Here is a 26,265-nt window from a genome sequence, read left to right as displayed (position 1 = left end):
CCTTCGATCACGGGCCGTGGACGGCGGGCCCGTCACGCCCCGGAGAACGATCACCCGGCGCGGGTTCCCGCCGCAGGCGCAGCGGGATGTTTCACACGATCGGGGGCACGCGGACCTGTGCGCACCGAGTCTTGGGACACGTTTTACGCGATGCGTGCAACTGCGGCCCGTGTCGCGGCTGTCTGACAGTGAGGCGGGCCCGGCAGGGCCGTGGGGCGAGAGAGCGGAGCAGGTCGTGGGACGGCGCAAGGGTGGCATAGGGATCGCATTCGTCACGGGTGTGATGCTGCTGGGTGCGAGCGCCTGCGGCGGGGGCGGCAGTGACAAGGCGGGCGGGGACGACGCAAAGGCTCCGGGCAAGCCGAGCGCGAGTGCCTCGCCGTCACCGACGAAGCCCGCCGGTCCGCCGATGCTGCTGGAGACGATCACGCCGCAGACCGGAACCACGGTCGGTGTGGCCATGCCGATCTCGGTGGTCTTCACGAACCCGGTGGCGGCCAAGGCGCGGGCCACGGTCGAGAAGCACATGAAGGTGAGCGCCTCGCAGCCGGTGGCCGGTGCCTGGCACTGGTTCGGCGACAAGCGCGCCGACTGGCGCCCGAAGGCGTACTGGCCCTCCGGGACGACGGTGAGGATCGACGCCGACATGAAGGGCGTCGAGAACGGCAACGGACGCTACGGCGTGCGCAGTTACACGCACACCTTCAAGGTCGGTGACGACGTGCGCGCGAACGTCTCCGTGACCGGCCACACCATGAAGGTGACCCGGAACGGCGCCGCGGTGCGCACCCTGTCGATCAACGCGGGCAGCGCCCAGTATCCGACGTGGAACGGCACGATGGCCGTCATCGACAAGCAGGAGAAGGTCCACATGACCTCCTGCAGTGTCGGTATCAGCTGCGACAAGGGCAGCCCCAACTACTACGACCTGACGCTGCCCTGGGACGTACACCTCACCCAGTCCGGCACCTATGTGCACTACTCGACCGGCGACCCGAATCCGGGCAGCGGCAGCGCCCGCGGCTCGCACGGCTGCGTCCACCTGTCCATGTCCGACGCCAAGTGGTTCTACGGCCAGGTGAAGCAGGGCGACCCCGTCACCATTACCGGCTCGCCCCGTGCCAAGGCGCCCGCCGACAACGGCTACGCCGCCTTCAACCTGGGCTGGGACCAATGGCTCGCGGGCAGCGCCTCCGGCGAGGGGACGACCGTGACGCTGTGACGCGCCGCCGTGCCGCGACATCGGGTCCGCCGATGTCGCGGCACCGTGGTGTCCCCTCCGCGTGCCGGCGGATGAGCGCCGAACCGCATGCGGGGATCCGTCCGGTCCGCCGGACGGCGGGAGCGGGTGCCCGAGTCGGCCGCGGACATCGATCGCGGGCGGCGCGGTGATGCGAAATACGGGTGGGTGAGCCGTCCCCGGGAACGGCCGCGCCGGGACGCCGTCCCAGGTCGGAAGCACAACAACCGGTGAACGTAGCGTAGTTGACGGCACTCCTCGCCGCAGGCCCAGTGGCTGAGTCACTGACCCACCTCTTGTACTGGGCGGTAGGTGTGCCCCATCCTCGGTATGCCCGCCGCCCCGCCCAGCGCGCTGTGACGGCGGTCGGTCCCGCGTGACGTTCACCCTGCTCCACTTACGGGAGGTCCCGTGTTTCCTCTGCGCCTTCGTGTCTCCGCAGCCGGCTGCGCGCTGCTATTGGGAGCGTCCGCCGGGCTGCTCGCGAGCAGCCCCGCCGTCGCGGCACCGTCGAAACCGGTCGTCCGCGAGAGCCCGGACCGGCAGACACCCCGCTCCGCGGGATCCGCCGACACGTCCGTGAGTCCGTTCACCGAGCCGGGGTTCGCAGCCGGCTGCACCTGGCACGAGTTCGGGGAAGGGGAACAGCCGCCGTGGTGGCTGACGTTCGCCGACCCGCTGTGCGTGGAGTACAGCAAGCGGGACATCACCGTCGACGACGGAGGGGCCCTGCGGTTCCTGGTGGCCGAACCCTCCCGGTTCGCCATCGCCATGCTGACCTGCCACTACTACCAGAAGGACCACTGGAGCGTGCAGTCCACCCACGGCGCGACGCCGTGGGTGGCGTGGGACGGTCAGTACTGGTGGGACAAGGCGGCGAGACGGGCCGGAGCCCGCCTGACGAACTTCCGTGTCGACGGACACACGGTGGGCATCGGAGACGCGGTCACGGCCCTCGAACCGGTCTTCCCCGACGTCGCCCGCGCGCTGAGCGACTACGGCCAGGCCGCGGGCGAGACCGGCCTGACCGTGTCGCTGCCCTACGACCTGCGCTGCGCACTGGCCGGGTGAGCCGCCATGACCGGACCCGACCGGAGATCCGTACTCAAGGCACTGGTCGCCACGCTCGCGGCCCTGTCCGTCGGCGGACTGGACTCACCTGTGGCCGCCGCCGCCGCGGCCACCGCCTCCGAGAGCTGGACGACGCAGACGCTCGAGGCGTTCGCCGACACCCTGATCCCTGGCCAGCGCCGCTTTCCCGGTGACGTGGTGGTCGCGGGCGCGGTCACCGGGCCGGGTGCGGTACAGGCCGGCGCCGTCGGCCTCCTCGCGTCGCCCGAACTGCCGGTGGCGCCGCTGCTCCCGGCGATCGCGGCGCTGCTGGACGCACGCGCCGTCGCCTATGCCGCCGTCCGGCTGATCTGGCTGTCACCCACCCGCCCGCCCTTCGTGGGCCTGTCCTTCGCCGACCGCACCGCCCTGGTCGGCGGCCTGTTCGACCCCGACGACCTGGACCGGCCGATCTGGCAGGTGATGAGCCTGCTGGTGGGGGTGGCGTTCGACACCGCGGGACAGCAGGACACCGTCGAGGCCCTCGGCCAGGGCCATCCCGGACTGGCGTGGCTGCGCTTCCCCGAGCCCGACCCGGACGGCCTCTGGCGGTTCCCCGATTTCTCCTACGGCCGCCCGCTGGCGGTACCTCATCCGAACACGACCGCTTCGGGGAGCCCGGCATGACGGTGCAGACCACGGACGTGCTGGTGATCGGCAGCGGCTTCGGCGGCGCGATCCCGGCCTACTATCTCGCGGCGGGCGGAGCGCGCGTCACCGTGCTGGAGCGCGGCCCCCGCGCGTCCGCCGCCGACTTCACGCACTCGATGCGCCTGGGCACCTACAACAAGATCGTGGACGTGATCCAGGGCGACGGAGTCTCGGTGGTCGCGGGCAACTGCGTCGGCGGCGGGAGCGTCGTCTACTTCGCCGCCTCACTGCGCGCGCCGTCCTTCGTCTTCGAACGCCACGGCAGCCTCGGCCGCCGGCTGTGGCCGGCCGCACTGACCCGGGCCGCCCTCGACCCCTGGTACGACCGGGTCGAGGAGGCGCTGCCGGTCACCCGGACCGACTGGCCTGACGTGTCCTACGCCGGCGGGGTCCTGGCCGCCGCCTGCCGGAGGGCCGGACACACCTGCAATCCCGTGCCGGTGGCGGTCGACACGAGCACCTGCACCAACTGCAACTGGATGCTGTCCGGCTGCCGCTTCGACGCCAAACGCTCCCTGCTGCTCAACTACCTGCCGGCGGCGGAGGCCCACGGCGCGGAGATCCGTCCGCTGCACGAGGCGCAGACCATCACCCCGTCGCCGCTGTCCGGCTATCGCTACGCCGTCGGCTACACCGTCCTGGACCCCGACGACTACAGCTGTACCGCGCAGGCCGGCGTCATCCACGCCAAGGTCGTCGTACTCGCCGCCGGTGCCGTGGGCACGCCCGTGATCCTCCAGCGCTCCGCTCTCCTCCTCGGAGGCATCCCGGCCGCCGTGGGGCGCTACTTCTCCGGCAACGGCGACCGCGTCAGTGTCGCCGACATCGTCGAGGACAAGGCGCGCACACTGCTGGGGCTGTCACGTCCCGACGGGTCCGCCTACCAGGGGCTGCCCGTGGGCCGGCCCATCACCGCCGCCACCTACGACCACCTGGACCCGACCGCACCCGAGTACAGCCGCTTCACCCTCCAGCAGATCTACTTCCCTCCGCTGACCAACCTGCTGGCCCAGGCCGCCGGTTCGCCCGGCTGGTTCGGCATCGAGAAGCGGAACATGCGGGCCCGGTGGCGTTCCTGGCTGACCCTGCTGGCCATGACCGAGGACGACAACGAGGGCACCTTCGGCGTCGTCCCGCTCACCGGGAGCTTCACCCGGCTGGCGCCAGGGCTCGGACTGGGCACGATGACCTACCGCCCCACCTCCCGTACCCGCGGGGCATGGGACCGGGCGGACACCGCGCTGCGGGAGATCCTGGAGAAGGACGGCCTGTCCCGGGTCCGCCCATGGAGCGAGGGCGTCGCCGACACCGTCACGGCCCATCCACTCGGTTCCGCGCGGACCGGCGACGACCCCGCCACCAGCGCGCTCACCGACGGTCACGAACTGCGGGGCCACAGCGGGCTGTTCGTCACCGACGGCGCCGCCGTCCCCACCTCGCTCACCGTCAACCCCTCACTGACCATCGCGGCCCTCGCCGAACGCGCCGTCGCCACGATCGTCACCCGCACCGCCGACGCCGGGGTCGCGCTCCGTCGTGGCGTTCCGCTTCCCGGCCGTTGACGGGCCCGTGGAACGGGGCGGAACGGAATGGAACGCCGGAAGTGGAGACGAGTCCGACCTTTCCTGGGAGACATGGCGTGGGTATCTCACGAAGAAGGCTACTGACGACGACCGGAGCGGGCGTGGTGGCGGCAGCCATCGACGCGGGCGGATTCCGTGCTGCCGCCGAGGCCGCGACCTCGGTCGGCACCGGCAAGGCGGCGGCCGCCGCCGCGGCGGACGTACGGGTGGTCACCACGTGGGACCAGACGGTGCAGCGGGCGAGTTACGCCCAGGGCGCCGGCTACCAGCGGATCGTCGCGGGACCGGGGGAGTCGCACACCATCCGCACCGACCTCTGGAACCGCTTCGGCCCTCCGACGCTCGCACTGGCGGCGTTCGCGCAGATGACCGACCTGCACATCGTGGACGACCAGTCACCGGCCCGCCTGGAGTTCATGGACCGCTACGCCGACCCCGGCGCCCCGCACTACGCCTCGTACCCCACCGATTCGGCATACCGGGGCCACGAGTTCCTCTCGACCCAGGTCGTCGACGCGATGTGCCAGGCCATCGCCGGCATCGGCAAGGGCCCGCGGAGCAGGAAGCCGCTGCAGTTCACCATCGTCACCGGCGACGCGATCGACAACTGCCAGCACAACGAGAACCGTTGGTACATCGACCTGCTCGACGGCGGCCAGACCATCGTCCCGGACTCCGGGCTCATCGGCCTGGACCAGAGCTTCGCCAGTGGCGCCCTGACCGACGGCGGCACCGGCGACACCCACTACTACTACCCGTCGGTGCCCCCGCAGCAGGTGCCGGGCAACCGGTACACCGGCACATCGGGGCTGGGATTCCCCTATGTCCCGGGCCTGCTGGACGCGAGCGGCGCGGTGGGCGCGGCCCGCAGGCCGTTCGTCTCCCACGGCCTGGGCATGCCCTGGTACGCGGCGTACGGCAACCACGACGGACTGTGGCAGGGCAACGAGCCCATCGACAACAACCTCGTCGACGTGCAGGGCATGACGGTCGGCACGACCAAGACCACCGGCACTTCCGCCGACCTCCCGGACAACTACAGCGACCTCGGCACCTTCGGCAAGCTGATGGTCGCCTGGGACCTGGAGGGCACCCGGGTGGCCGCCGACCCCAACCGGCGGCTGCTCAGCCGAAAGGCGTTCATCCAGGACCACTTCAACACCGCGGGCCTGCCCGTCGGGCACGGCTTCCAGGGCGTCGGGATCGACAAGGCCTACTATGCGATCCCGTCCGGTTCCAGCGACCTGATCCGCTACATCACCCTGGACTCCACCAACACCAACACCGACGGATTCGGCTCCGGCGCCGCGGGCGGGTCGATCGACACCGACCAGCTCAACTGGCTGGAACAGCAGCTCAGGGCCAACAGCTCCCGCTACATCGACACCAGCAACCACATCGTCACGCAGAGTGGTGTGCAGGACAAGATGTACGTCCTGTTCTGCCACCACACGCTCAACACCATGGACAACCTCGACGACGGCATCTTCGGCGGCATCTTCGGGGACCGGCACACCGGCGACGAACTCAAGTCGCTGCTGCTGCGGTACCCGAACGTGATCGCCATGGTCAACGGGCACACCCACGCCAACAAGATCGTCCCTCACCCGACGCCGTCCAACAGCCCGATCCACGGCGGCTTCTGGGAGATCTCCACGGCCTCGCACATCGACTGGCCCATCCAGAGCCGCATCATCGAGATCATGGCGAGCCCCGACGCGCAGAACGCGGGCGAGTTCGGTTCCGCCGCCGGGCCGGCCACGATCTCGATCTTCACCACCATGGTCGACCCCGCCGCGCCCCTCTCCTTCGGCGGTGACACCAGCACCCCCGCACAACTCGCCTCCCTGGCGAGGGAGCTGGCCACCAACGACCCCCAGGAGGTGAGCCACGGCATCACCAACCGGATGGGCGTCAGCCAGGACCGCAACACACAACTCCTCCTGCCGGCCCCCTTCCCGCTGCACGCGCCACTCCCGTTCGGCTCCCCGATCGCCACGGCCCGCAACAAGGACGGGCGGCTGGAGCTGTTCGGCACGGACGCGCAGGGCAATCTGTGGAACACCAGCCAGCAGACCGTCGGCGGCGGCCTCCAGTCCTGGACGAAGCTCGCCACCGGTCCGGGATGGAGGTGTGTCACCGCCGGCAGTCACCAGGACGGCCGGGTCGAGGTGTTCGCCATCGATCAGAACGGCTTCGTGAACCGTCGTGCGCAGACCGGCGTGGGCGGCAGCACCTACACGGCGCCCCAGCTGTTCGACTCGGCCTTCACCTCGGTGACCGCCGTCCAGGACCAGTGGGGCGGCATGCAGGTCTACGCGACCCGCAACGACAACACCATCCGCCACCGTTGGCAGGACTTCCTCAACGACGACACCCCCTCGAACGGCTGGTTCACACCCTGGACCCAGCTCGGCGGCACCGCGATCCAGCTCGCCGTCGAGACCGGCTCCGACGGGCGCGCCGTGCTGGTCGCGATCAAGGAGGACGGCCTCCTCATCCAGCGCAAGATGAACGTCGCCAACGCGCAGACGGAAAGCGAGTGGGGCGGGGTGCTGCCGGTCGACGGCATCCTCGACTCCATCGACATGGCCCGCAACCTCGACGGACGCCTGGCGATCTTCGGCACCAATCCGGACGGGATGCTCTGGCGCCGCTTCGAGACCGCCCCCGCCGCCGGCACCTGGCAGTCCTGGGCCCAGATGTCGACCCAGTACGGCGGCACCGCGCTGCGGATGCGTCACGTCGCCGCCGAGCGCAACGGGGCCGGGAGGATCGAGCTGTTCGCCGTGGACGACGCGGGCGCGCTCTACCACTGCATCCAGACCGACCCCAGCAGCACCACGTGGTCGGCCTGGGAGTCCTGCCAGTTCCAGCTGCGTCCCACGCACAGCATCATCGGGCTGTGACCGGCCCGGTGACACCTGAACCGTCCCGCTCCGCCGCCTGAACCCAGGTGCCGGCCCCGTCGCCCGGTGGCGGGGCCGGCACCTGCGCGGGTTCCCGTCACCCTCGCGACCATCCCGTGCCGGTCCCCGGAACCCGTCTCGGTCACCGGGGTGCGGGACGGGCGGACGACGACTTCGCAGCACGTCACGCCCCCACACCGAAGGAATCGACATGGCAATCTCCCGTCGCAGGATCCTGACCGCCGCCGGAGTGGCCGTGGTGGCCGCGGCCATCGACGTCGGCGGTCTGCGCGCCGTCGCCGTGGCCGCCTCGCCGCCTGCCGGCACCGGGGCGGCATTCGGGCTCACCACGTTGGACCGGACCGTACGGGTCGGTCCCGACCCGGGGACGGGATACCGCGGTGTCGTCGCCGGCCCCGGCGAACCGCACATCGTCCGCGCCGACTTGGCGCCCGCGGTCACGCCGCGGCTCACCCGGTCGCTGGTCGCCTTCGCCCAGATGTCCGACCTGCATATCGTCGACGACCAGTCGCCGCTGCGCGTCGAGTGCCTGGACCGGCTCGCGGACTACGGGCCCCCGCACTACAACTCGTACCCGACCGAATCGGCGTACCGCGCGCACGAGTTCCTTTCGACACAGACGACCGACGCGATGTGCCGAGCCGTCCGGCAGGTCCTGCGCGGCCCACGGACGAGCGCCCCGCTGGCCTTCACCGTCGTCACGGGCGACGCGGTCGACAACTGCCAGTACAACGAGTCGCGGTGGTACATCGACCTGCTCGACGGCAACCCGGTGCGACCGGACTCCGGTGACCTCACCAAGGACGAGAGCGTGGCCGGCGGCCAGTTCGGGACCGAGACCCACTACTGGCATCCGGAAGCACGGCAGACACCGCCCGACAACAACGCCCTGCACGGCTTTCCGGTTGTGAGCGGGCTGCTGACGGCCGCCCGCAGACCGTTCACGGCGACCGGACTGGGCATGCCCTGGTACGCCGCCTACGGCAATCACGACGCGCTCGTGCAGGGCAACGTCCCGATCGACATCCTGCCCTTCGACCCGCTGAAGGCCGTCGCCACCGGCTCCACCAAACTTACGGAGGTCGAGGGAGTCCCGGACGTCTTCGACAACACCGCGACGTACTACCTGGACCTGCTCAAGGACGTACTGACGGGCGAGTTCACCCTGCGGACCGCCCATGTGACGGCGGACCCGGCCCGGCGGCTGCTCGCGCGGGGCGACTTCATCGCCGAGCACTTCAACACCACGGGAACCCCCCGCGGACACGGCTTCACCTCCGGCGGCGACAAGGGCTACTACGCGATTCCCCCGGGTCCGGACGACATGTTCCAGTTCCTGGTGCTGGACACGACCAACACCGGCGGCGGTGCCGACGGCGCCCTCGACAAGGACCAGTGGAACTGGCTGAACGCCCAGCTCAAGGCCAACAGTTCACGCTACGAACTCGACGACTCGGACGGGTCCCGGGCCCGGACGGTCGTCGAGCAGCCCGGTGTGACCGACAGGCTCATCGTCATCTGCTGCCATCACACGCTCGACTCCATGGACAACACGGACAGCGATTCCCCGTACGGCGGCGCGGAACTCCGCGACCTGCTGCTGCGCTTCCCGAACGTGATCCTGATGGTCGACGGTCACACCCACACCAACAACATCTCGGCCCACAAGGCATCCTGGCCGTCCGCCATCGGCAACGGCTTCTGGGAGGTCAACACGGCCTCGCACGTCGACTGGCCCATCCAGAGCCGGATCGTCGAGATCGCCGAAGGCGGCGGCATCCTGTCCGTCTTCACCACCATGGTCGACTCCGACGCACCGCTGTCGTGCGGCGGGGACACCAGCACCCCCGCCGCACTGGCCTCGCTGGGACGCGAGCTGGCGGCCAACGACCTGCAGGCGGTGGCGGCCGGTATCGACAGGCGCCGTGGCACAGCCGACGCCCGCAACACACAGCTTCTCCTCCCGATGCCGTTCTCCCTGCCCGCCGGACGCGGCACCCCGCTGCCGAGCGCCGGCTGGCCGGTGGTTCAGCAGGGGGCGAGCGGAGAGCGGGTCAGGACCGCGCAGTACCTGCTCAACGCCCGGGGAAGCGCGTTGAGCGTGGACGGGTCCTTCGGCTCGTCCACCGGCAGCGCGGTGCGGTCCTTCCAGACGAGCCGCGGCCTGTCCGCCGACGGGATCGTCGGACCCGCGACGTGGCGGGCCCTCGCCGTCACCGTGCAGCAGGGCGGCGACGGGCCCGCCGTCACCGCCTTGCAGCGTCAACTCAACTCCCACGGCGCCGCGTTGAGCGTGGACGGGTCCTTCGGCTCGTCCACCGGCAGCGCGGTGCGGACCTTCCAGTCCGCGCACAGCCTGCCGGCCGACGGGGTCGTCGCGTCCACGACCTGGCAGACGCTGACCGCCCTGTGACGATGACCGCGCCGTGACACCGGCCGTCCACGGGACCGCCGACCGGCGTTCCGCGCTACGAGGCCGAGCCGGCCCGTCCGCACGCGCACCGGAAGGTGTCCGGGAACGGGCCCGTCGGCGCCGGGTGCGGCGTGCCGGGCGGGCGGCCCTTCGGTCCGGGTGGCGCGGTCGGGCACGCGTCAAGCGGGCCAGTACGAGCACCGCACCCCGGTGTGCACCGCGTGCCGCAGGTGTTCACCGATCACCGGGTCGGCTGCGGCGATCCGGTCCAGTGCCCGGCGGACGGCCTTGCTCACCGCGACCCGGGAGCGTTCCTCGCCCTCGGGGAAGCGGCGGGCGCGTCCGCCCAATCCCGTGGCACCCGCCAACTGGCGTACCAGCCAGTCGTGTTCGGCCTGAGCGACGGCGGCCCGTCGATGGTCGTCCGCCGCCTCGAACTCGTCCAGTTCGAGGCGCAGCCGGGCCAGCCGGCTGCGGTACTCCTGCGTCGCCACCCGGTCCAGTGTCCGCTGCCCGGACAGGGCCGTGTGTTCGGCGGCCCCGTTGAGCGCGGTCAGCCCCGCCACGAGGTCGACGGCCCGGATCTCCTGGCGCGGGTTGGCGATCAGCACCACCAGATGGAGCATCCCCACGCTGTGGTCCACCAGGACACTGCGGCCGCCGAACCCGATCCGCCACTTACGGCCCAGCCGGGTGCAGAACGCCGCGGGCTGTCCCTGCCCGTCGTCGCTCTGTGCGCCCTCGCTCTGTCCGTCGTTGCTCTGTGCGCCCTCGCTCTTTTCATCCGCGCTCTGTTCATCCGCGCCGCCAAGTACTTCGGTCTTCGGCGGCGGCGCCACGGCCTCCTCGGCGGCCGCGGCCATCTCCTGCCGGACGACGTCGGCCTCGGCCTGCCGCCCGGCCCGTACGAGCGCCACCGCGAGCCGCTCCCAGGAAGCGGTGACCGCGGGCCAGTGCGCGAGGGCGAGGTTCTGCCGTACCGCCTCCCGCAGATGGGTCACGGCCCGGTCGACGTCTCCCGTGGTCAGCGCGGCGACACCCAGTGCGTGGTGGGCCGAACCGAAGCAGGCGACGGCGAGACTGCCCACGATGGGCAGATGACCGTACGGGCGCAGCAGTTCGTAGACCCGGGCGGCCGTGGCGGAGTCGTCGAGGAGATAGGCGGCCTCCGCGACACCGTGCATCGTCACCATCCAGCTGCTCGACCGAGGCAGGTCGCCGAGGTCGTGGCCGCACAGGGTGGCCAGCGCGCCGACGGCCTTCCGCCGGTCCCCGGCCGTCACCGCGGCGACCGCCAGTGCGGCCAGGACGTGATCGTCCACGGCGCTCAACGTGGGGGAGTTGACCACTTCGCTGAGCAGCGGCACGAGTTCGACCACCCGGCCCTGGTACCAGCGGATGGTGACCAGCTGTGCGGCCTGCCACACCGTGGCGTTGACGTCACCGGCGGCGATCCCGCGCTCGGTGCAGGCCCTGGCCAGGGCCTCGGCCTCGTCGAGGCGGCCCGCGCGGACGGCGAGCATGACCTCCATCGCGCTCACGACGAAGCCCACGGCGAGATGGTCCTGCTCGGCCAACAGGCCGCGCAGCTCCGACAGACAGCGTTCGGCGTGCGGGTCGCCGGCCAGGAACATGTCGACCGTCTGCCACAGCAGACCCATCAGCAGATCGCTGCGGCGGGAGGTACGGAAGCTCTCCGCGACCAGTTCGGCGGCCAGTTGACGGCGCAGTGCGCCGTGCTCCGGGCCGACCAGGCAGTGATGGGCCAGGCTCAAGGCCTCCGCACGCGCCATCGGGTTCCGCCGTGCCCGCGCCTGCTGGAGCAGGGCCAGTACCGCCGTGTTGTCGCTGTTGCGGTAGTCGCCCTCCCCGGCCAGCCGGATCCGCAGCCGCAGCGCCAGCGAGGACTGGGGGTCCAGCAACTCCAGGGCCCGGCGTATCCGCGATTCCAGGAGTACCGAGCCGGCGACGGTGCGGTGCTCGTGCACCCACAGGCCGCCGAAGCCGAGGGCGGCCACCGCCATCGCCCGTTCGTCGCCCACCGACTCGGCGATCCGGAAGGCGCGTTCGAAGCGGTCCCGGCCCGTGCGCAGATCGCCGTCGTCGACTACGGCACGGGTCCCCTCGTCGAGCAGCGTCTGAAGTTCACCGGGCGGGCGTGCGTCCGGTCCGGCCGGACCGGACGTGTTCCGAACGGGCGCATCCACATTGTTCACGGCTGTCTTTCTCTCCTGGGTGCACTCGACAACGCCAGGTGAAGCCGGCCGGACCGCCGCGTCGGTCGTGATCGATGGCCTTGCCACAGGCGGGGGACGGCGAGTGAGCCTATCGCAGAGGCCGTGGCGGGGGAACAGCCGCAAGCCGCACGGGAGGTGGACACGGAATGAGAACCGGACGCGGCGGGACGACCCTGGAGTTCGCGGAGGTCGGGAGCGGCGGCCGGGTGGCGGAGGCCGGCCACCGCCCGGGGCCTCCAAGGCCATTTCTTTCCGCACGCCCCGGCCACGACGGCAGAGCGGCGTCGACACCTGCCCTTAGTGTGTCCGCCTGCCGCCTGCCGCCTGCCGCCTGCCGCCTGCCGCCTGCCGCCTGCCGTCTGTCCTTAGACCGGTGAGGCCGGTGAGGCCGGTCAGGCTGGTCCGGCGTCCGCGAGCGCGGTGCCCAGCGGCGTGCGCTCGTAGAGCACTTGATGGCCGTAGCGGCGCGAGGTGAGCAGGCCCGCCTCACGGAGTACCGACAGGTGGGCCGAGACGGACGACAGGGCGAGCCCGTGCCGGTGGGCGAGCGAGCTGGTCGTCGCCGGTTCGCCGAGACCGCCGAGGATGGCGGCCCGGTTGGCGCCCAGAAGTCGGACGAGGGCGTCGGAGCCGGCCGGCGGGGCCTGCCACAGGCCGCCTATGCCGCGTGCCGGATAGACGATGGTGCCCTGCCAGGGCGGGTCGAACCCCGCCGCCACGTCCGGCCACACGAAGACGCTGGGCGCGAGGACCAGGCCGTCGCCGCCGAGGTCCCGGTCGTGCTCCGTCCGCCTGTGCAGCGTCAGCGTGCCGTTCGCCCAGCTCAGCGAGGGATGGAGATCGGCGAAGAGCCCGGTCAGTCCGTCGTCCGCGAGCCGGCGCGCGCGGAAGGCGATGTCGGCCTCCAGCACGGCGCGCAGCCGGGGCCAGTACGGGGCGACCAGAGCGTGCCAGACCTGTTCGCAGAGATCCGCCAACTCCCGTACGGCGCGCGCCGGATCGGCGAGCATGGCACGGCCCCGCGGGGTTTCCGCCGCGCCCGGGGTGTCGGCGAGGGAGCGTGCCAGGTCGTCGCGGGCGGTGTCGGGGTCGGTGGCACGTACGCGGGCCAGGTCCTCCTCGATGGAGGTCAGCGGCCCGTCCGGTGGCGGGCAGAGGAAGTCCGGGGTGTGACCGGGGTACGGCATCAGCAGCCACAGCGGCGTGAGGTCGAGTTCACGCGCCGCCGCCTCCGTCTGCCGTACCCAGGGCAGGTGGTAGCCCTGCAGCCGTACCTGCTTGAGGGCGCGGACCGCGCCCTGCGTCTCCCAGAGCGGGGATATCCCGAACCGGCAGCGCAGCAGGTCGTCCGGCCCGAAGCGCATGTGGACGGGCACAGGGGACCTCCTCTGGGGTGGGACTTTCGGCCACAGCCGAAACACTACGGGCCGCGGCCCCGGGCCGCCAGGCTGCGGTCCATGACGCTGAAAGCCGACGCCGATGCCGCCCCCGACGCCGACCCGGCCCCCTCCGTCGCCGCCGCCTCCGTCGCCTCCGTCGGCGTCCGGTCCGGGGGCTATCGCGCGGTCTTCGCCGTCCGGGAGTTCCGGGCCGTCTTCGCGGCGCACGTACTGTCGTTGCAGGGCACCGTCGTGGCCCAGATCGCGCTGGCGGTGCTGGTGTTCCGGCTCACCGCCTCGCCGCTGCTGTCGGCACTCACCTTCGCGCTGGGCTTCGTGCCGTACGCGCTCAGCGGGACGCTGCTGGCCGGGATCGCGGACCGCCTTCCGCCGCGCCGGGTGCTGGTGGTCTGCGACCTGCTGTGCGCGGTGTGCGCCGCCGGGATGGTGCTGCCCGGTACACCGATCGCCGTCCTGCTCGTCCTGCGCGGCCTCATGGCGACGGTCGGCCCGGTCTTCACCGGGACGCGTGCGGCGAGCCTGGCCGACATCCTCCCCGGCGACGCCTTCGTGCTCGGGCGTTCCCTGATCCGGATCGTGGCACAGGGGGCGCAGGTCGTCGGATTCGGCGTCGGCGGGCTGCTGTTGATCGTGGTGCCGCCGCGCGGCGCGCTGCTGTTCACCGTGGCGGCCTTCCTCGGCTCGGCCTTGCTGCTGCGGCTGGGCACCCGTCGGCGCCCCGCACGCGGTACCCGGGACCGCGCGGGCGGTGGCGGCACGGGCCGGCTGCTGGCGGACCGCCGGGTGCGGTCGCTCCTGCTGCTCGGGTGGGTGCCGTCGTTCTTCTCCGTCGTGCCGGAGGCGCTGGCGGCGCCGTACGCGGATTCGGCCGGCGCGGGGACGACGGGGCTCGGCCTCTTCATGGCCGCGATGCCGGTCGGCATGATCCTCGGGGAGTCCCTGGCGGGCGGGTGTCTGAGCCCGGTGGTCCGCGGCCGGATCGCCGGACCGCTGGTGGCCTGCACCCTGCTGCCCTACGCCGTCTTCCTGCTGCGGCCCTCGCTGCCCTGGTCCCTCGCCGCGATGTTCGTGGCGGGCCTCACCGGCGCCTACACCCTGGGCGTGGACCAGTGGTTCGTCGACGCCGTGCCGGAGGAGGTGCGCGGGCGGGCGATGACGGTGCAGTCGGCGGGTCTGATGACGATCCAGGGCGCGGGGATGGCGGCGGCCGGCGCGGCCGCGGAGTTCGTGCCGGTCCATCTGGTGAGCGGCTGGTCCTGCGTGATCGGCACCCTGTGCGTCCTCGCGGTACTGCGGACCGTACGGGGGAGGCGCGGCCGGGCGGACGATCAGCCCTGAGAGCCGGGGCACGACGCGGCCGACTGCGTCATCGCCCATCCGTCCCCGAGCACCTGGACGCTTCTGTCCACGAGGGAGTGTTGCGCCGTGGGGGGAAGGGCCGAAGCGACGCTTCCCCGGCTCGTGTCCGTGGGCGCCGGGGCGGACGGCGGCTTCACCCGGGCCAGCGTGCACGCCAACTGCCGCATGGCGAGGTGGCTGAAGGGAGGGACGTTCTTCGGGAGCTGGACGGAGAAGACCTTGCCGTCGTCGAACGTCACGTTCGGTGTGTCCGTCAGACGGGGCAGTTCCGTGGTGGCCGTCTCGGCCTCGCTCCCGGTCGGTCCGTCGGACAGCAGACGTACGACGGCTCCGAGGTTGCCGGGGTCGTAGACCTTGCGGGGATAGGACGCCAGATCACCGTCGCGCAGGAAGTAGAGGGGGATCGCGACGGACGCCCGGGGCGTCGCGCTGGGAGAGGTCATGCCGCTCGCCGGTACGCCGGCCTGGATGACGTCGGACGGCGGGACTCCGCACGCCGCGAGCGTGAGCGCGGCCGTGAGACCGACCAGCAGCGCGCCCGCGCGCGAGCCCTTCACCGGGCACCCGGGGTGGTCTCGCCGGTGTCCGCGGACTCACGGCGCAAGGGGAGTTCGACCGTGAACACCGATCCGCCCTCCGGCCGGTTCGCCGCACTCACACGCCCTCCGTGCAGGTACACGTTCTCCGCCGTGATGGCCAGGCCAAGACCGCTGCTCTCACTCCTGGTCCGCGCGGTGCCCGCCTTGTAGAAGCGTTCGAAGATGTGCGGCATGGCTTCCTCGGCGATCCCCGGTCCGCTGTCGGTCACCTCGATCACGGCCCACGACACGTCCGCCCGGTCCTCCCTCACCCTCATGGTCAGCCGGACAGGCGGCGCCCCGTGCCGCAGCGCGTTGCCGACCAGGTTGGCCATCACCACGTCGAGCCGGCGCGGATCCACGCGCGTCCTGAGTGCGCCGGGCCGGGGCAGCCGGGTCTCCACCCGGCCCTGCCACCCCCGAGCGGCGAGGGTGCGCCGGACGGACTCGGCCAGATCGACCTCGTCCAGGTTGAGCCGGACGGCGCCGGCGTCGAAGCGGGAGATCTCCATCAGGTCCTCCACCAGCACGCTCAGCCGACTGGTTCCCTCGCTGACGAGCCGCAGCGCGTCGCCGGTCTCCCGGTCCAGGTGCGGCGCGTTCTCGTCCAGTACGTCCGTGACCGCCGACATCGCCGCCAGCGGCGTCCGCAGTTCGTGGGAGACGTCCGCGGCGAAACGGCGCGCCCGCGCCTCCATGCGGCGCAACTCCGCGACCGACCGCTCCAGCGCGGCCGCCGTGTCGTTGAAGGACCGTGAGAGGTCGGCGAGTTCGTCGGAACCGTTGACGGCCAGCCGGATGTCGAGGTGCCCCTCCGCCATCCGACGCGTCGCCCCGCGCAACGCGCGCACGGGACGGAGTACACCGCCCGCGGCCAGCAGCGCGAGGACGACGGCGAGGCACAGTGCCACCAGCGTGGCGCGCTCGATACCGCCGACCATCGCCTGGACGTAGGCCTGTTCGGTGTTCTGCGGCACCACCAGGTACATCGCGAACCCCGAGAGCCCGGCATCCGTGCCCTCGCCGGAGTTGTACATGACCGGCATCCCGACGACGAGATAGGGATGCCCGTCGGCGTTCACCCGCTGGAACACCGCGGCGCGGCGGGTTCCCACGGACCGGCGCAGTTCCGGGCTCAGCTTGTCGGAGATGTCACCCGACGTGAAGGCGCGGAGACCGCCGTACGTGGCCATGACCTGCCAGCCTTGTGACTGGTTGGCGCGGAGCACCTGGCGCGCCGCCGCCTCCAGGTCCGACTGCCGCGGTGGCAGCGGAGTGTAGACGGCGACGGTGTCGACGCTGGTCCGGAACTGCCGGATGACGGAGTCCTGGCTCTGCTGCAACACCCCGGTGCGCGCCTCCCGGAAGGCGAGGGCTCCGGTGCTCAGGGCACTGACCACGGCCACCAGGGCGAAGGCCACCACCAGGCGGGGGCGCAGGCCCCGCAGCGGAAGCGGGGTCTTCGCCAGGAACGCCCGGAGCAGCCGCACCGGCCCGCGGCCCTCCGCGGCCGTGACGGCCTCGTGTTCCCGTAGCACCTCGTGTTCTCGTAGCACCTCGTGACCCCCCACCACCTCGTGATCCCGTACGGCATCGCGATCCCGTACGGCATCGCGTTTGCGTACGCTCTGTCGCGCCCGCGCGGTTCTCGGGCCGCTCATGAGGAACCGAAGCGGTAGCCGAAGCCACGTACGGTCTGGATGTACCGGGGATCGCCGCCGAGCTCACCGAGTTTGCCGCGCAGTCGCTTCACGCAGGCGTCCACCAGTCGTATGTCGCCGTGGTAGCTGTGCTCCCATACCGCTTCCAGCAGTTGCTGGCGGCTGAACACCTGGCCGGGCGAGGCCGACAGGGTCAGCAGCAGCCGAAGCTCGGAGGGGGCGAGCGCGACGCGTTCACCCCGATGTGACACGAGGAGTCCGGCCCGGTCGATGACCAGCTCGCCGTGCGCCTCCGCGCGGGGGCGGACCGCGACGGACACCGACGCGTCCTGCCTGCGCAGTACGGCCCGTATGCGCGCGTCGAGGACCCGGGCCTGTACGGGCTTGACCACATAGTCGTCCGCGCCGGCCTCCAGCCCCACGACCACGTCGATGTCGTCGCCCTTGGCGGTCACCATGATGATCGGCACCTGGTCGTGGTCCCTGATCCGGCGGCACACGTCGAGGCCGGAGATGCCGGGCAGCATGAGGTCGAGAACGACGACGTCCGGACGGAAGGGCCGGAGGTGTTCCAGCCCCTCTTCACCCGTTGCGGCGGCGAAGACCTCGTGCCCCTGATGTCGCAGCGCCAGCTGGACGGCCTTAAGGACATCTGGGTCGTCTTCGACAAGTAGGACTCGTGGCACTTCGACAGTATGCACGGAACGTGTTCGGTGACTGTTCGAGAGGAGGGGCGCTGCCGGGAGCTGTTACAGAAGGGTCACAACGGACGGGTGTGCGCCGCCGGTCCCCGGTCCGCGTGCCGCCGGGCGGCCGGCCCTCCGGGGGAAACCACTCGTTACTCTTTCGTCATGGTCCGAACCCATGGTCATCATCTGACGTGACCAGTCTCGGCTGCCATGCATTCCGCACGAGAGCCGGCATCCGCACCACCCACGGACATCGACCCCGCCCCCCGGCGCGCCGGCCGGCCGTACCGGTCCTCGCACCGCCGGTGCCGTCCGCGACGCCGGGGTCCGGGCCTCCTCGTCGGCACGCTGCTGGCCGCCGGCCTGCTCGGCTCCGCGACGTTCCTGCTCGACGGCGGACGGAGCGTCGCGTCGGGCGAGGCGCCGAGCGGTACGCCGCGTCCACCGAGCACGGTGCGCGTCACGCCTACCCCGACCCCGTCACTGAGCCCGTCCTCGAGCCCGACGCGGACCGCCACGAAGATCGACGTCCCGTCGACGGGCACCGGCACGTTCGTCGCCGCGCACGCCACCGGCGCGAAGGTGGGCCACGGTGCGCGGCCGCTGCGCTACGCGGTGGAGGTCGAGACCGGGATCGACATCTCGCCCGCCCGAGCGGCGAACGAGATCGCCGACATCCTTGCCGCGCCCCGAGGCTGGACCCGCGACGACGCCCACTCGTTCCAGCTGGTGAGCGCGGAGGCGCCGCACGACCTCACGGTGAGGATCGCGACACCGGGCACGGCGGACGCCCTGTGCTGGGCGGGCATCCACCAGGACACCGGAGGCGAGTACAACTGCGAGACCCCGGGTGGGGTGGTGGTGAACCTCAGGCGCTGGGTCATGGGCTCGCCCACGTTCGACGGTCCGATCCACGACTACCGGGCCCTGATCGTCAACCACGAGATGGGGCACTTCCTGGGCTACACGCACATGACGTGCGCGGGCCCCGGTCGACTCGCTCCCGTCATGATGCAACAGATCAAGGGACTGCACGGATGCGTCGCCAACGCCTGGCCCTACGACCGGAACGGTCACTTCGTCTCCGGGCCGCACGTGCTGTGAACGTCAGCCGTGCTCTTCCCCCCGCCGCGAGACGACCGTGGAGGGCGCGCCGTGCTCCCGTCCGGTCGTGGCGGACCAGGTGGCGAGCAGCTTCAGGCCGTCCTCGGCGGGGGTCCCGGGCGGCGCGCTGTAGACGACGACGCTCAGACCGCTCTCGTCCGGCAGGCCCATGGTCTCCTGATCGAGCACCAGGTCACCGACGAGCGGATGGTTGAGACGCTTGGTGCTGTCGCGGAAGACGTGCACGTCGTGGGAGGCCCACAGCACGCGGAAGGTGTCGCTGCGGGTGGAGAGTTCACCGATCAGGTTCGTCAGCTCCCGGTCGTAGGGTCTTCTCCCCGCCTCGACCCGCAGCGCGCCGACGGCGAAGCGGGCCATGCGCTCCCAGTCGGCGTAGAACCGCCTGGCCGCGGGGCTGAGGAACGCGAACCGGGCGACGTTCCCTCCGCAGGCCGGGTCGGCGAACATCTCCGAGTACAGCGCCCGGCCGATCGGGTTGGCGGCCAGCGTGTCGAGGCGGTTGTTCATCACGTACGCCGGCAGCTCCGGCATGGCCTCCACCATCCGCGTCACGCTCGGCCGGACCGTGGGCCGGACCGCCCGCTGCCGCGCCCGGGTCCCGGACGCCGGTCCGGCGGCGCGGGCGAGGTCGTACAGGTACATGCGCTCGGTGTCGTCGAGCCGCAGGGCATGGGCGAGTGCGTCCAGCACGCTCTCGGAGACCCCTCCGAGGCTGCCGCGCTCCAGGCGCGTGTAGTACTCGACGCTCACCCCGGCGAGCGCGGCGATCTCGCCCCTGCGCAGTCCGGGCACCCGCCGCTGACCGTACGTCGGCAGACCCGCCTGCTCGGGGGTGATCCTGTCGCGCCGGGAGCGGAGGAATGCGCTGACTGCGTCCCGGTTGTCCATGAGGACAGGGTAGGCAGTCCGCCCGGCGGGTGGGGGTCCCTGTCGGTACCCCTCACGGCGAGGACTCCCCCGGCACGGTCGTCTCCCGTTGCATGGTGCCTGTCCCGATCCGCTCGGGGCACGACCGGTGCGAGGTCCCACGAGCCCCGGCCGGACGATTTTCTCGGTGCCGGGTTCCGGATGAGGAGCTCGAGTACATGAACAGGACTGAAGGGGAAGACAGATGAGCCACGAGAGCGAGACGGTCCAGGAGAGCCGCGCGGACGTCGTGCGCGGGCTGTACGACGCGCTGGGCAAGGGTGACGTGCCGGGCGTCCTGGCCAGGCTCGCCCCCGAGGTGATCGTCGACGAGCCGGACCAACTCCCCTACGGCGGCGTGCACCAGGGCCGAGAGGCGTTCGTGCGGTCGGTCCTGGGCGCGATGACGGGCCACGCCGACATCGCCATCACCGCCGCCGAGGTGTTCGAGGGCCCCACCGGCGTAGTCGGAACCCTCACCGGAACGCTCACGGCCCACACCACCGGCGAGGTGTTCCCGCTGACCATGGTCGAGCTCCACCAGGTCGAGGACGGCGCGGTGCGCAAGATCGACGTCTACACCAAGAACCCGCACGAACTGGCCGCGTTCTACGCACGTGCCGGGGCGGCCACCCGCTGACGCCGACCTGGTTCCGAGCCCGGCCGTGGGTCGCCCCACGGGGGGTCCGCGGCCGGGTCGCCCCGCGGAAGGTCCGGCCGGGTCGCCCCACGGCAGCGCGAGCGACTCGGCTCCTGCCCGGGCACTCGCCCCGACGGCCCCGGTCGCTCACGGGGGGATCGCGTCCAGTACGTCCCGCAGGTTCCGCAACACCGTCCCGAGTTCGCTTCGGGGCGGTGTGGCGAGTGCCAGCCGGAGCGCCCGGGGGCGGTGGGTGCCCGTGGCGAAGGCGTCCGCGGTGGACACGAGGATGCCTGCTCGGGCGAGTTGAGCCGCGACGTGATCCGGGCGCTGGTGCGGCTCGAGACCGAGCCAGACCATGTACGAGACCGGATGCGCCGTGAAGGGCATCCCTGCCAGCGCGGAGCGGGCGATGTCCTGCCGGGCGGCGGCGTCGCGGCGGCGGTCCTCCTCCCAGCGGGCGACCGTGCCGTCGGCCAGCCAGCCCGTGGCGAGCGCCGTGATCAGCCCCGGTGCGCCCCAGGCCGCCAGACGAAGGCTCCTGATGACGGTCTCCACGAGACGGCCGGGCAGGACGGTGAAACCGAACCGCAGTCCGGGAGCCGCGTTCTTGGACAGGCCGGCCACGTAGCAGGTGCGTTCGGGGGAGAGTGCCTGAAGGGGAGGTGGCGGGGACGGGTCGAGGAAGGCGTAGGTGCCGTCCTCGATGATCAGGCAGTCGTGTGCGCGGGCGATGGCGACAAGACGGTCACGCCGTTCCTGGTCGAGGACCCAGCCGAGCGGGTTGTGCAGGGTGGGAATCGCGTAGATCGCGCGGACGGGGCGTGTGCGGCAGAGGCGGTCGAGCGCGTCGAGGTCGGGCCCGGTCGCCGTGACCGGGGTCGGGGCCAGGTCGAGTCCGTGGGCCGAGGCGAGCAGTCTGACACCGGGGTAGCTGAGCGCGTCGACCGCGAGGACGTCACCGGGCCTGGTGAGAGAACGCAGCACGCAGTCCAGACCCTGCTGCGTGCCACTTGTCAGCAGGACGTTCGCCGGCGCCGTGTCGATTCCCCGCCCCAGCAGGTAGGTGGCCACGACCGCCCGCTCGTGCGGGCGGCCGCCCGGCGGGTCCTGCCGGAGCAGCGCCTCGGCCCCGCCCGAGACGGAAAGGGCACGCAGGGCCACGCGCAGCCGGTCGGACTGGCCCTCGCCCAGCGGCTGGTTGAACGACAGGTCCGCGACCCTCGGCACCGGCAGGGACCGGGAGGGCTCGAGGCCGTCGTAGCCCGATCGCACCCGTACGAACGTCCCGCGTCCCGGTTCCCCCACCACCAGGCCCATGGCGGCGAGTTCGGCGTAGACCCGGGTGGCCGTGGCCAGCGCGATCCGTCGTTCGCGCGCGAGAGCGCGGTGCGTCGGCAGGCGGGTGCCCGCAGGGAGCCTCCCGGACCTGATCGACGCCGCGAACTCGTCGACGACGGCCTTGTAGGAGGGTGGCCGCATAGGCACCTGCGCTGACCTGTATCTAGGACAATGAGTGGATCGTCACAGGTTACGGCTCCTAGCCTCGACACGTCCGAACACAGGCGGAACGGAGCAGGTGGGATGACCGTACGGATCGACCGGGACGAGTTCGTCGTCACGATCACCATCGACAGGGAACGCAAGCTCAACGCCCTCGACTACCCGACGATCGACGCGCTGCTCGCGAGCCTCGACCGGGTCGAAGCCGACGACTCCGTCCGGGCGGTCGTCCTCACCGGCGCCGGGCAACGGGCGTTCAGCGCGGGCGCGGACATTCCGTCCCTGGCCGGGAGCATCGCGGGCGGCCCCGAACGGGCGCTGCGCGAGATCGTGCGACGGGGACACACACTGACCCGGCGCATCGAGGAGTTCCCCAAGCCCGTCATCGTCGCGGTCAACGGACTCGCGTACGGGGGCGGTTGCGAGATCACGGAGGCAGCCCCGCTGGCGATCGCCGCCGAACACGCCACGTTCGCCAAACCCGAGATCTCCCTGGGTTTCCCACCGCCCTTCGGCGGCTCGCAGCGGCTGCCGCGCCACGTCGGCCGCAAGCGCGCCCTCGAGATGATCCTGACCGGCGACCCGGTTGCCGCCTCACGCGCCGAGCAGACCGGACTCGTCAACGCCGTCGTCCCGGCCGCCGAACTCATGGACGCCGCCTGGCACTTGGCCCGACGGATCATCCGGCACGCACCGACGGCCGTGGCGGCCTGCCCGCGCGCGGTCACCCGCGGTGTCGACCTGCCCATCGACGAGGGACTCGCGTTCGAGGCGGCGTGCTTCGCGGCCACCGTGCCCACCGAGGGCGTACGGACCGGGCTGCGGCGGTTCCTCGACCGCACGACCGAGGTCCGCTGAAAGGGCTGCGCCGCGAGGTCCGACCCGGTGACCGCCAGGCCCCGTTGGCATCGCGCACCGCGTTCGCGTGAGCGCGTCCGGCGGCCTCCCGAGGGGAACATCCCCGGGGAGGCCGCCGGGTCCCTGTCACGCCGCGTTGCGTCCCCGCTCCGCGTACTGGCGGATGATGTCCGCGTACCGGTGCCCGCTGCCCTTCACCGTGCGCTTCTGCGTCTTGTAGTCGACGTGCACGAGTCCGAAGCGCTTGTCGTAGCCGTAGGCCCACTCGAAGTTGTCGAGAAGGGACCAGGCGAAGTAGCCCGCGAGGGGGACACCCTTGCGGGCCGCCGACGCGCAGGCGGCGAGGTGGCGCTCCAGATAGTCCGTGCGCTCCGGGTCGTGGACCGTTCCGTCGGGCCGGACGACGTCGGGGTAGGCGGAGCCGTTCTCCGTGACGTACAGCTTGCGGGCGCCGTAGTCGTCCGTCAGACGGTGCAGGAGGCGCTCGATGCCGGAGGCCTCCACCTCCCAGTCCATGGCGGTGCGGGGCACTCCGGGGCGGCGGAGCGCGCTGACCTGGGGGATCGGTCCGGTGGGGTCGTCGACGACACTGGAGGGGAAGTAGTAGTTGAGGCCCAGCCAGTCCAACGGCTCCGCCATCGTCTCCAAGTCGCCGGGCTGCTCGGGGAGTTCGACCCCGTACACCTCGCGCATGTCGGCCGGGAAGCCACGGCCGTGCACCGGGTCGAGCCACCAGCGGTTGGTGTGCCCGTCGAGCCGGTGGGCCGCCGCGACGTCCTCGGGGCGGTCGGTGGCCGCCTCCACGCTGGCCAGGTTGTTCACGATGCCGACCTGGGCGTCCGGGACCGCCGCGCGGATCGCCTGGGTGGCCAGTCCGTGCCCGAGGAGGAGGTGGTACGAGGCGGGGACCGCGGCCGTGATGTCCGCCAGGCCGGGGGCCATCCGCCCTTCCAGGTGACCGATCCAGGCCGAGCACAGGGGCTCGTTGAGGGTGGTCCAGTGCTTGACGCGGTCACCCAGACGTTCCGCGACGACGGCCGCGTACGAGGCGAAGTGCAGTGCCGTCTCGCGGGCCGGCCAGCCACCGCGGTCCTGGAGCACCTGTGGCAGGTCCCAGTGGTAGAGGGTGACCGACGGGGTGATGCCCGCCTCCAGCAGGCCGTCGATCAGGGAGTCGTAGAAGTCGAGGCCCTTGGTGTTGACCCGGCCGTCACCGCCCGGCACGACGCGGGGCCAGGCGACGGACAACCGGTAGGCGTTGGTGCCGAGTTGGCGCATCAGAGCGATGTCCTCGCGCCAGCGGTGGTAGTGATCGCAGGCGAGGTCCCCGTCGTCACCGTTGTCGATCTTGCCGGGGGTGTGCGAGAAGGTGTCCCAGATGGAGGGTGAGCGGCCGTCCTCGGTGACGGCGCCCTCGATCTGGTAGGCCGACGTGGCCGTGCCCCACAGGAAGCCCTCGGGAAGTGCGGCAAGGTCGATGGTCACGGAAGTCCCTTCGGGGGTGGTGGAGTGGGTCACTTGACGGCTCCGGCCGTCAGCCCGGCGACGAGATAGCGCTGGAGCAGCAGGAACCCGGCGACCACCGGGACGCTGACCACGAGCGACGCGGCCATGATCTGGTTCCAGTACACGTTGTTGAGCGTGGAGTAGCCCTGGAGCCCGACGGCGAGTGTGCGCGTGGTGTCGTTGGTCATCACCGACGCGAACAGCACCTCGCCCCAGGCGGTCATGAAGGCGTAGACGGCGACCGCGACGATGCCGGGGATCGCGGCCGGCACGACGACCCGGAACAGCGCGCCCAGCGGACCGCAGCCGTCCACCAGCGCCGCCTCGTCCAGATCGCGCGGCACCGAGTCGAAGTACCCGATCAGCATCCAGATCGAGAACGGCAGCGAGAAGGTGAGGTACGTCAGGATCAGCCCGCCGCGGGAGCCGAACAGGGCGATGCCCGTCGCGTTGCCGATGTTGACGTAAATGAGGAACAGCGGGAGCAGGAAGAGGATGCCGGGGAACATCTGCGTGGACAGCACGGTGACCGTGAAGGTCCGCTTGCCCCGGAACTCGTAACGGCTGACGGCGTACGCCGCGAAGACCGCGATCACCACCGAGCAGACCGTCGCCGCGCCCGCCACGATCAGCGAGTTGACGAAGTACCTCGCCAGCGGGACCGTCGACCAGATGTCGATGTACGGGCGGATGGTCAGACCGCTCGGCACCCAGCGGAACTTGCCCGAGACGTCCGCGAGCGGCTTCAGGGAGCTGGAGACCATCACGTAGACCGGCACCAGGACGAAGCCCGTGAGCAGTGTCAGGAAGATCCGCCGGGACCAGAGGAAGGAGTTCGGCGGAGCCATCGGCGAGCGGTGTGCCTGCGAGGTGCTAGACATCGGCGGTCTTCCTTCCCCGGGAGGTCAGCAGCAGGTAGGTGCCGGTCACCACGAGCAGGAAGAGCAGCAGCAGGACCGACATGGCGGATCCGGTGCCGAAGTTCCAGGTGACGAAGGACGCCTGGTAGATGTGGACCGAGATGAGGTCCGCGGACTCCGGGGCCGTCCTGCCGAACAGGACGAACGGTGTGTTGAAGTCGTTGAACGTCCACAGGAACAGCACCAGGATCAGGACCTGGTTGACCGCGCGCAGCGACGGCAGGGTGATCCGGCGCAGCTGCTGCCACAGGCCCGCGCCGTCGAGGGCGGCCGCTTCGTACAGCTCGCCCGGGATGTTCTGCAGGCCGGCCATGATGATCAGGAAGGCGAACGGCCAGCCCTTCCACACGGAGACGACGAGCAGCGCGTAGAAGCTGTTGTCGCCGATGAGCCAGAAGGACGGCTTGTCGGTGAGGTGCAGCTGGTCGTGCAGCACGTGGTTCACCAGGCCGTTGTCGTGCTGGAACATGAACACCCAGGTGATGACCGCCGCGTACACCGGAAGGGCGTACGGGACGAGGAACAGCGCGCGCAGCAGGCCGCGCCCGCGGAAGGTGTCCTGCATGTAGATCGCGGCCGCGGTGCCGATCAGCCAGCACAGGCCGACCGAGAGCAGGGTGAAGCCGACGGTGACCATGAACGAGTGGAGCAGCGCCTTGCCGACGGGCGCGCTGAAGTCCACCGAGACCTTGTAGTTGTCGAGGCCGGACCAGGGCGCGGTGCCCCAGTCACGGATGTAGAACTGGGTGAGCTCCTTGAAGCTCATCACGATGCCGATCACCATCGGCACCAGATGGACGAGGAGTTCGAGGAGCAGGGCGGGCAGGAGCAGCAGGTAGGGCAGTCCGATGCGACGGATCCGCCCGGTGCGGCGCGGGCCGCGCGCCGCACCGGGGGAGTCCTTGCGCACCGTCCGCTCGCCGGAGTCGGCAGAGGCGGCGGTCGTGGTGGTCATG

20 protein-coding genes are annotated in these 26,265 nt (G+C 71.3%); 10 read left to right on the top strand and 10 right to left on the bottom strand.

Annotation, left to right across the window (positions count from 1 at the left end; genetic code table 11):
- Positions 1-283: 283 nt before the first annotated feature.
- The 6 genes from ACFVTC_RS19550 to ACFVTC_RS19525 all read left to right on the top strand — a co-directional run bounded on the left by ACFVTC_RS19550 (position 284) and on the right by ACFVTC_RS19525 (position 9,927).
- Entirely contained in the window at positions 284-1,222 is a 939-nt protein-coding gene (locus ACFVTC_RS19550) for an Ig-like domain-containing protein (protein ID WP_390128877.1), read from the top strand.
- A 429-nt stretch (positions 1,223-1,651) separates the two neighbouring features.
- Entirely contained in the window at positions 1,652-2,311 is a 660-nt protein-coding gene (locus ACFVTC_RS19545) for a hypothetical protein (RefSeq protein ID WP_390128552.1), read from the top strand.
- Positions 2,312-2,317: 6 nt separating this feature from the next.
- Positions 2,318-2,977 carry a DUF5987 family protein gene (locus ACFVTC_RS19540; RefSeq protein WP_390128550.1) on the top strand — a complete coding sequence of 220 codons (660 nt, stop codon included), beginning with the start codon at positions 2,318-2,320 and terminating at the stop codon, positions 2,975-2,977.
- Entirely contained in the window at positions 2,974-4,563 is a 1,590-nt protein-coding gene (locus ACFVTC_RS19535) for an FAD-dependent oxidoreductase (RefSeq protein ID WP_390128548.1), read from the top strand. Before ACFVTC_RS19540 ends, ACFVTC_RS19535 begins: the two co-directional genes overlap by 4 nt.
- A gap of 77 nt (positions 4,564-4,640) precedes the next feature.
- Positions 4,641-7,493 (top strand): TIGR03767 family metallophosphoesterase, encoded by a 2,853-nt coding sequence (locus tag ACFVTC_RS19530; RefSeq protein WP_390128546.1) that lies wholly within the window; start codon positions 4,641-4,643, stop codon positions 7,491-7,493.
- 211 nt (positions 7,494-7,704) lie between these two features.
- Complete coding sequence (locus ACFVTC_RS19525) at positions 7,705-9,927, top strand: TIGR03767 family metallophosphoesterase (RefSeq protein WP_390128545.1); 2,223 nt, start codon at positions 7,705-7,707, stop codon at positions 9,925-9,927.
- A 179-nt stretch (positions 9,928-10,106) separates the two neighbouring features.
- On the opposite strand, the gene ACFVTC_RS19520 is transcribed toward ACFVTC_RS19525, so the two are convergent.
- Positions 10,107-12,143, bottom strand: a complete 2,037-nt coding sequence (locus ACFVTC_RS19520) for a hypothetical protein (RefSeq protein WP_390128542.1) — start codon at positions 12,141-12,143, stop codon at positions 10,107-10,109.
- Between the two features lie 413 nt (positions 12,144-12,556).
- Positions 12,557-13,540, bottom strand: a complete 984-nt coding sequence (locus ACFVTC_RS19515; RefSeq protein WP_390128539.1) for a DUF5937 family protein — start codon at positions 13,538-13,540, stop codon at positions 12,557-12,559.
- Between the two features lie 81 nt (positions 13,541-13,621).
- Here ACFVTC_RS19515 and ACFVTC_RS19510 point away from each other — a divergent pair, with 81 nt between their 5' ends.
- Positions 13,622-14,902 (top strand): MFS transporter, encoded by a 1,281-nt coding sequence (locus ACFVTC_RS19510; protein WP_390128537.1) that lies wholly within the window; start codon positions 13,622-13,624, stop codon positions 14,900-14,902.
- Here ACFVTC_RS19510 and ACFVTC_RS19505 read toward each other — a convergent pair.
- The 3 genes from ACFVTC_RS19505 to ACFVTC_RS19495 are packed head-to-tail and all read right to left on the bottom strand — an operon-like array spanning position 14,893 to position 17,848.
- The gene (locus ACFVTC_RS19505; protein WP_390128535.1) at positions 14,893-15,480 is read right to left on the bottom strand and encodes a hypothetical protein; all 588 of its coding nucleotides are present in this window, start codon (positions 15,478-15,480) and stop codon (positions 14,893-14,895) included. The two genes, ACFVTC_RS19510 and ACFVTC_RS19505, sit on opposite strands and share 10 nt — an antisense overlap.
- Positions 15,477-17,162, bottom strand: coding sequence for a sensor histidine kinase (locus ACFVTC_RS19500; protein ID WP_390128533.1), 1,686 nt, complete (start codon positions 17,160-17,162; stop codon positions 15,477-15,479). The genes ACFVTC_RS19505 and ACFVTC_RS19500 overlap by 4 nt, the downstream gene beginning before the upstream one ends.
- Positions 17,159-17,848: a response regulator gene (locus ACFVTC_RS19495; RefSeq protein WP_390128531.1), complete on the bottom strand. Its 690-nt coding sequence runs from the start codon at positions 17,846-17,848 to the stop codon at positions 17,159-17,161. Before ACFVTC_RS19495 ends, ACFVTC_RS19500 begins: the two co-directional genes overlap by 4 nt.
- Positions 17,849-18,061: 213 nt before the next feature.
- Here ACFVTC_RS19495 and ACFVTC_RS19490 point away from each other — a divergent pair, with 213 nt between their 5' ends.
- Positions 18,062-18,955: a DUF3152 domain-containing protein gene (locus tag ACFVTC_RS19490; protein ID WP_390128528.1), complete on the top strand. Its 894-nt coding sequence runs from the start codon at positions 18,062-18,064 to the stop codon at positions 18,953-18,955.
- Between the two features lie 3 nt (positions 18,956-18,958).
- On the opposite strand, the gene ACFVTC_RS19485 is transcribed toward ACFVTC_RS19490, so the two are convergent.
- Positions 18,959-19,864: a helix-turn-helix transcriptional regulator gene (locus ACFVTC_RS19485; RefSeq protein WP_390128525.1), complete on the bottom strand. Its 906-nt coding sequence runs from the start codon at positions 19,862-19,864 to the stop codon at positions 18,959-18,961.
- 223 nt (positions 19,865-20,087) lie between these two features.
- Between ACFVTC_RS19485 and ACFVTC_RS19480 the strand changes: the two genes are divergently transcribed.
- Complete coding sequence (locus ACFVTC_RS19480; protein ID WP_390128522.1) at positions 20,088-20,522, top strand: nuclear transport factor 2 family protein; 435 nt, start codon at positions 20,088-20,090, stop codon at positions 20,520-20,522.
- A 147-nt stretch (positions 20,523-20,669) separates the two neighbouring features.
- Here ACFVTC_RS19480 and ACFVTC_RS19475 read toward each other — a convergent pair whose 3' ends face one another.
- Positions 20,670-22,004 carry a PLP-dependent aminotransferase family protein gene (locus ACFVTC_RS19475; RefSeq protein WP_390128520.1) on the bottom strand — a complete coding sequence of 445 codons (1,335 nt, stop codon included), beginning with the start codon at positions 22,002-22,004 and terminating at the stop codon, positions 20,670-20,672.
- A 102-nt stretch (positions 22,005-22,106) separates the two neighbouring features.
- Here ACFVTC_RS19475 and ACFVTC_RS19470 point away from each other — a divergent pair, with 102 nt between their 5' ends.
- Entirely contained in the window at positions 22,107-22,883 is a 777-nt protein-coding gene (locus ACFVTC_RS19470) for an enoyl-CoA hydratase-related protein (RefSeq protein ID WP_390128518.1), read from the top strand.
- A gap of 126 nt (positions 22,884-23,009) precedes the next feature.
- Here the strand turns inward: ACFVTC_RS19470 and ACFVTC_RS19465 are convergent, their stop codons facing one another.
- The 3 genes from ACFVTC_RS19465 to ACFVTC_RS19455 are packed head-to-tail and all read right to left on the bottom strand — an operon-like array spanning position 23,010 to position 26,264.
- Entirely contained in the window at positions 23,010-24,368 is a 1,359-nt protein-coding gene (locus ACFVTC_RS19465) for a GH1 family beta-glucosidase (protein ID WP_390128516.1), read from the bottom strand.
- 29 nt (positions 24,369-24,397) lie between these two features.
- Complete coding sequence (locus ACFVTC_RS19460) at positions 24,398-25,237, bottom strand: carbohydrate ABC transporter permease (RefSeq protein WP_153292733.1); 840 nt, start codon at positions 25,235-25,237, stop codon at positions 24,398-24,400.
- A 25-nt stretch (positions 25,238-25,262) separates the two neighbouring features.
- Positions 25,263-26,264 carry a carbohydrate ABC transporter permease gene (locus tag ACFVTC_RS19455; protein ID WP_390128513.1) on the bottom strand — a complete coding sequence of 334 codons (1,002 nt, stop codon included), beginning with the start codon at positions 26,262-26,264 and terminating at the stop codon, positions 25,263-25,265.
- Position 26,265 lies beyond the last annotated feature (1 nt).

Origin of the sequence: Streptomyces sp. NPDC057950, from assembly GCF_042887295.1 — a bacterium.
Lineage (GTDB): Bacteria > Actinomycetota > Actinomycetes > Streptomycetales > Streptomycetaceae > Streptomyces > Streptomyces kaempferi.
The sequence above is the reverse complement of the archived record's forward strand: the minus strand, read 5'-3'. Positions and strand labels throughout refer to the sequence as shown.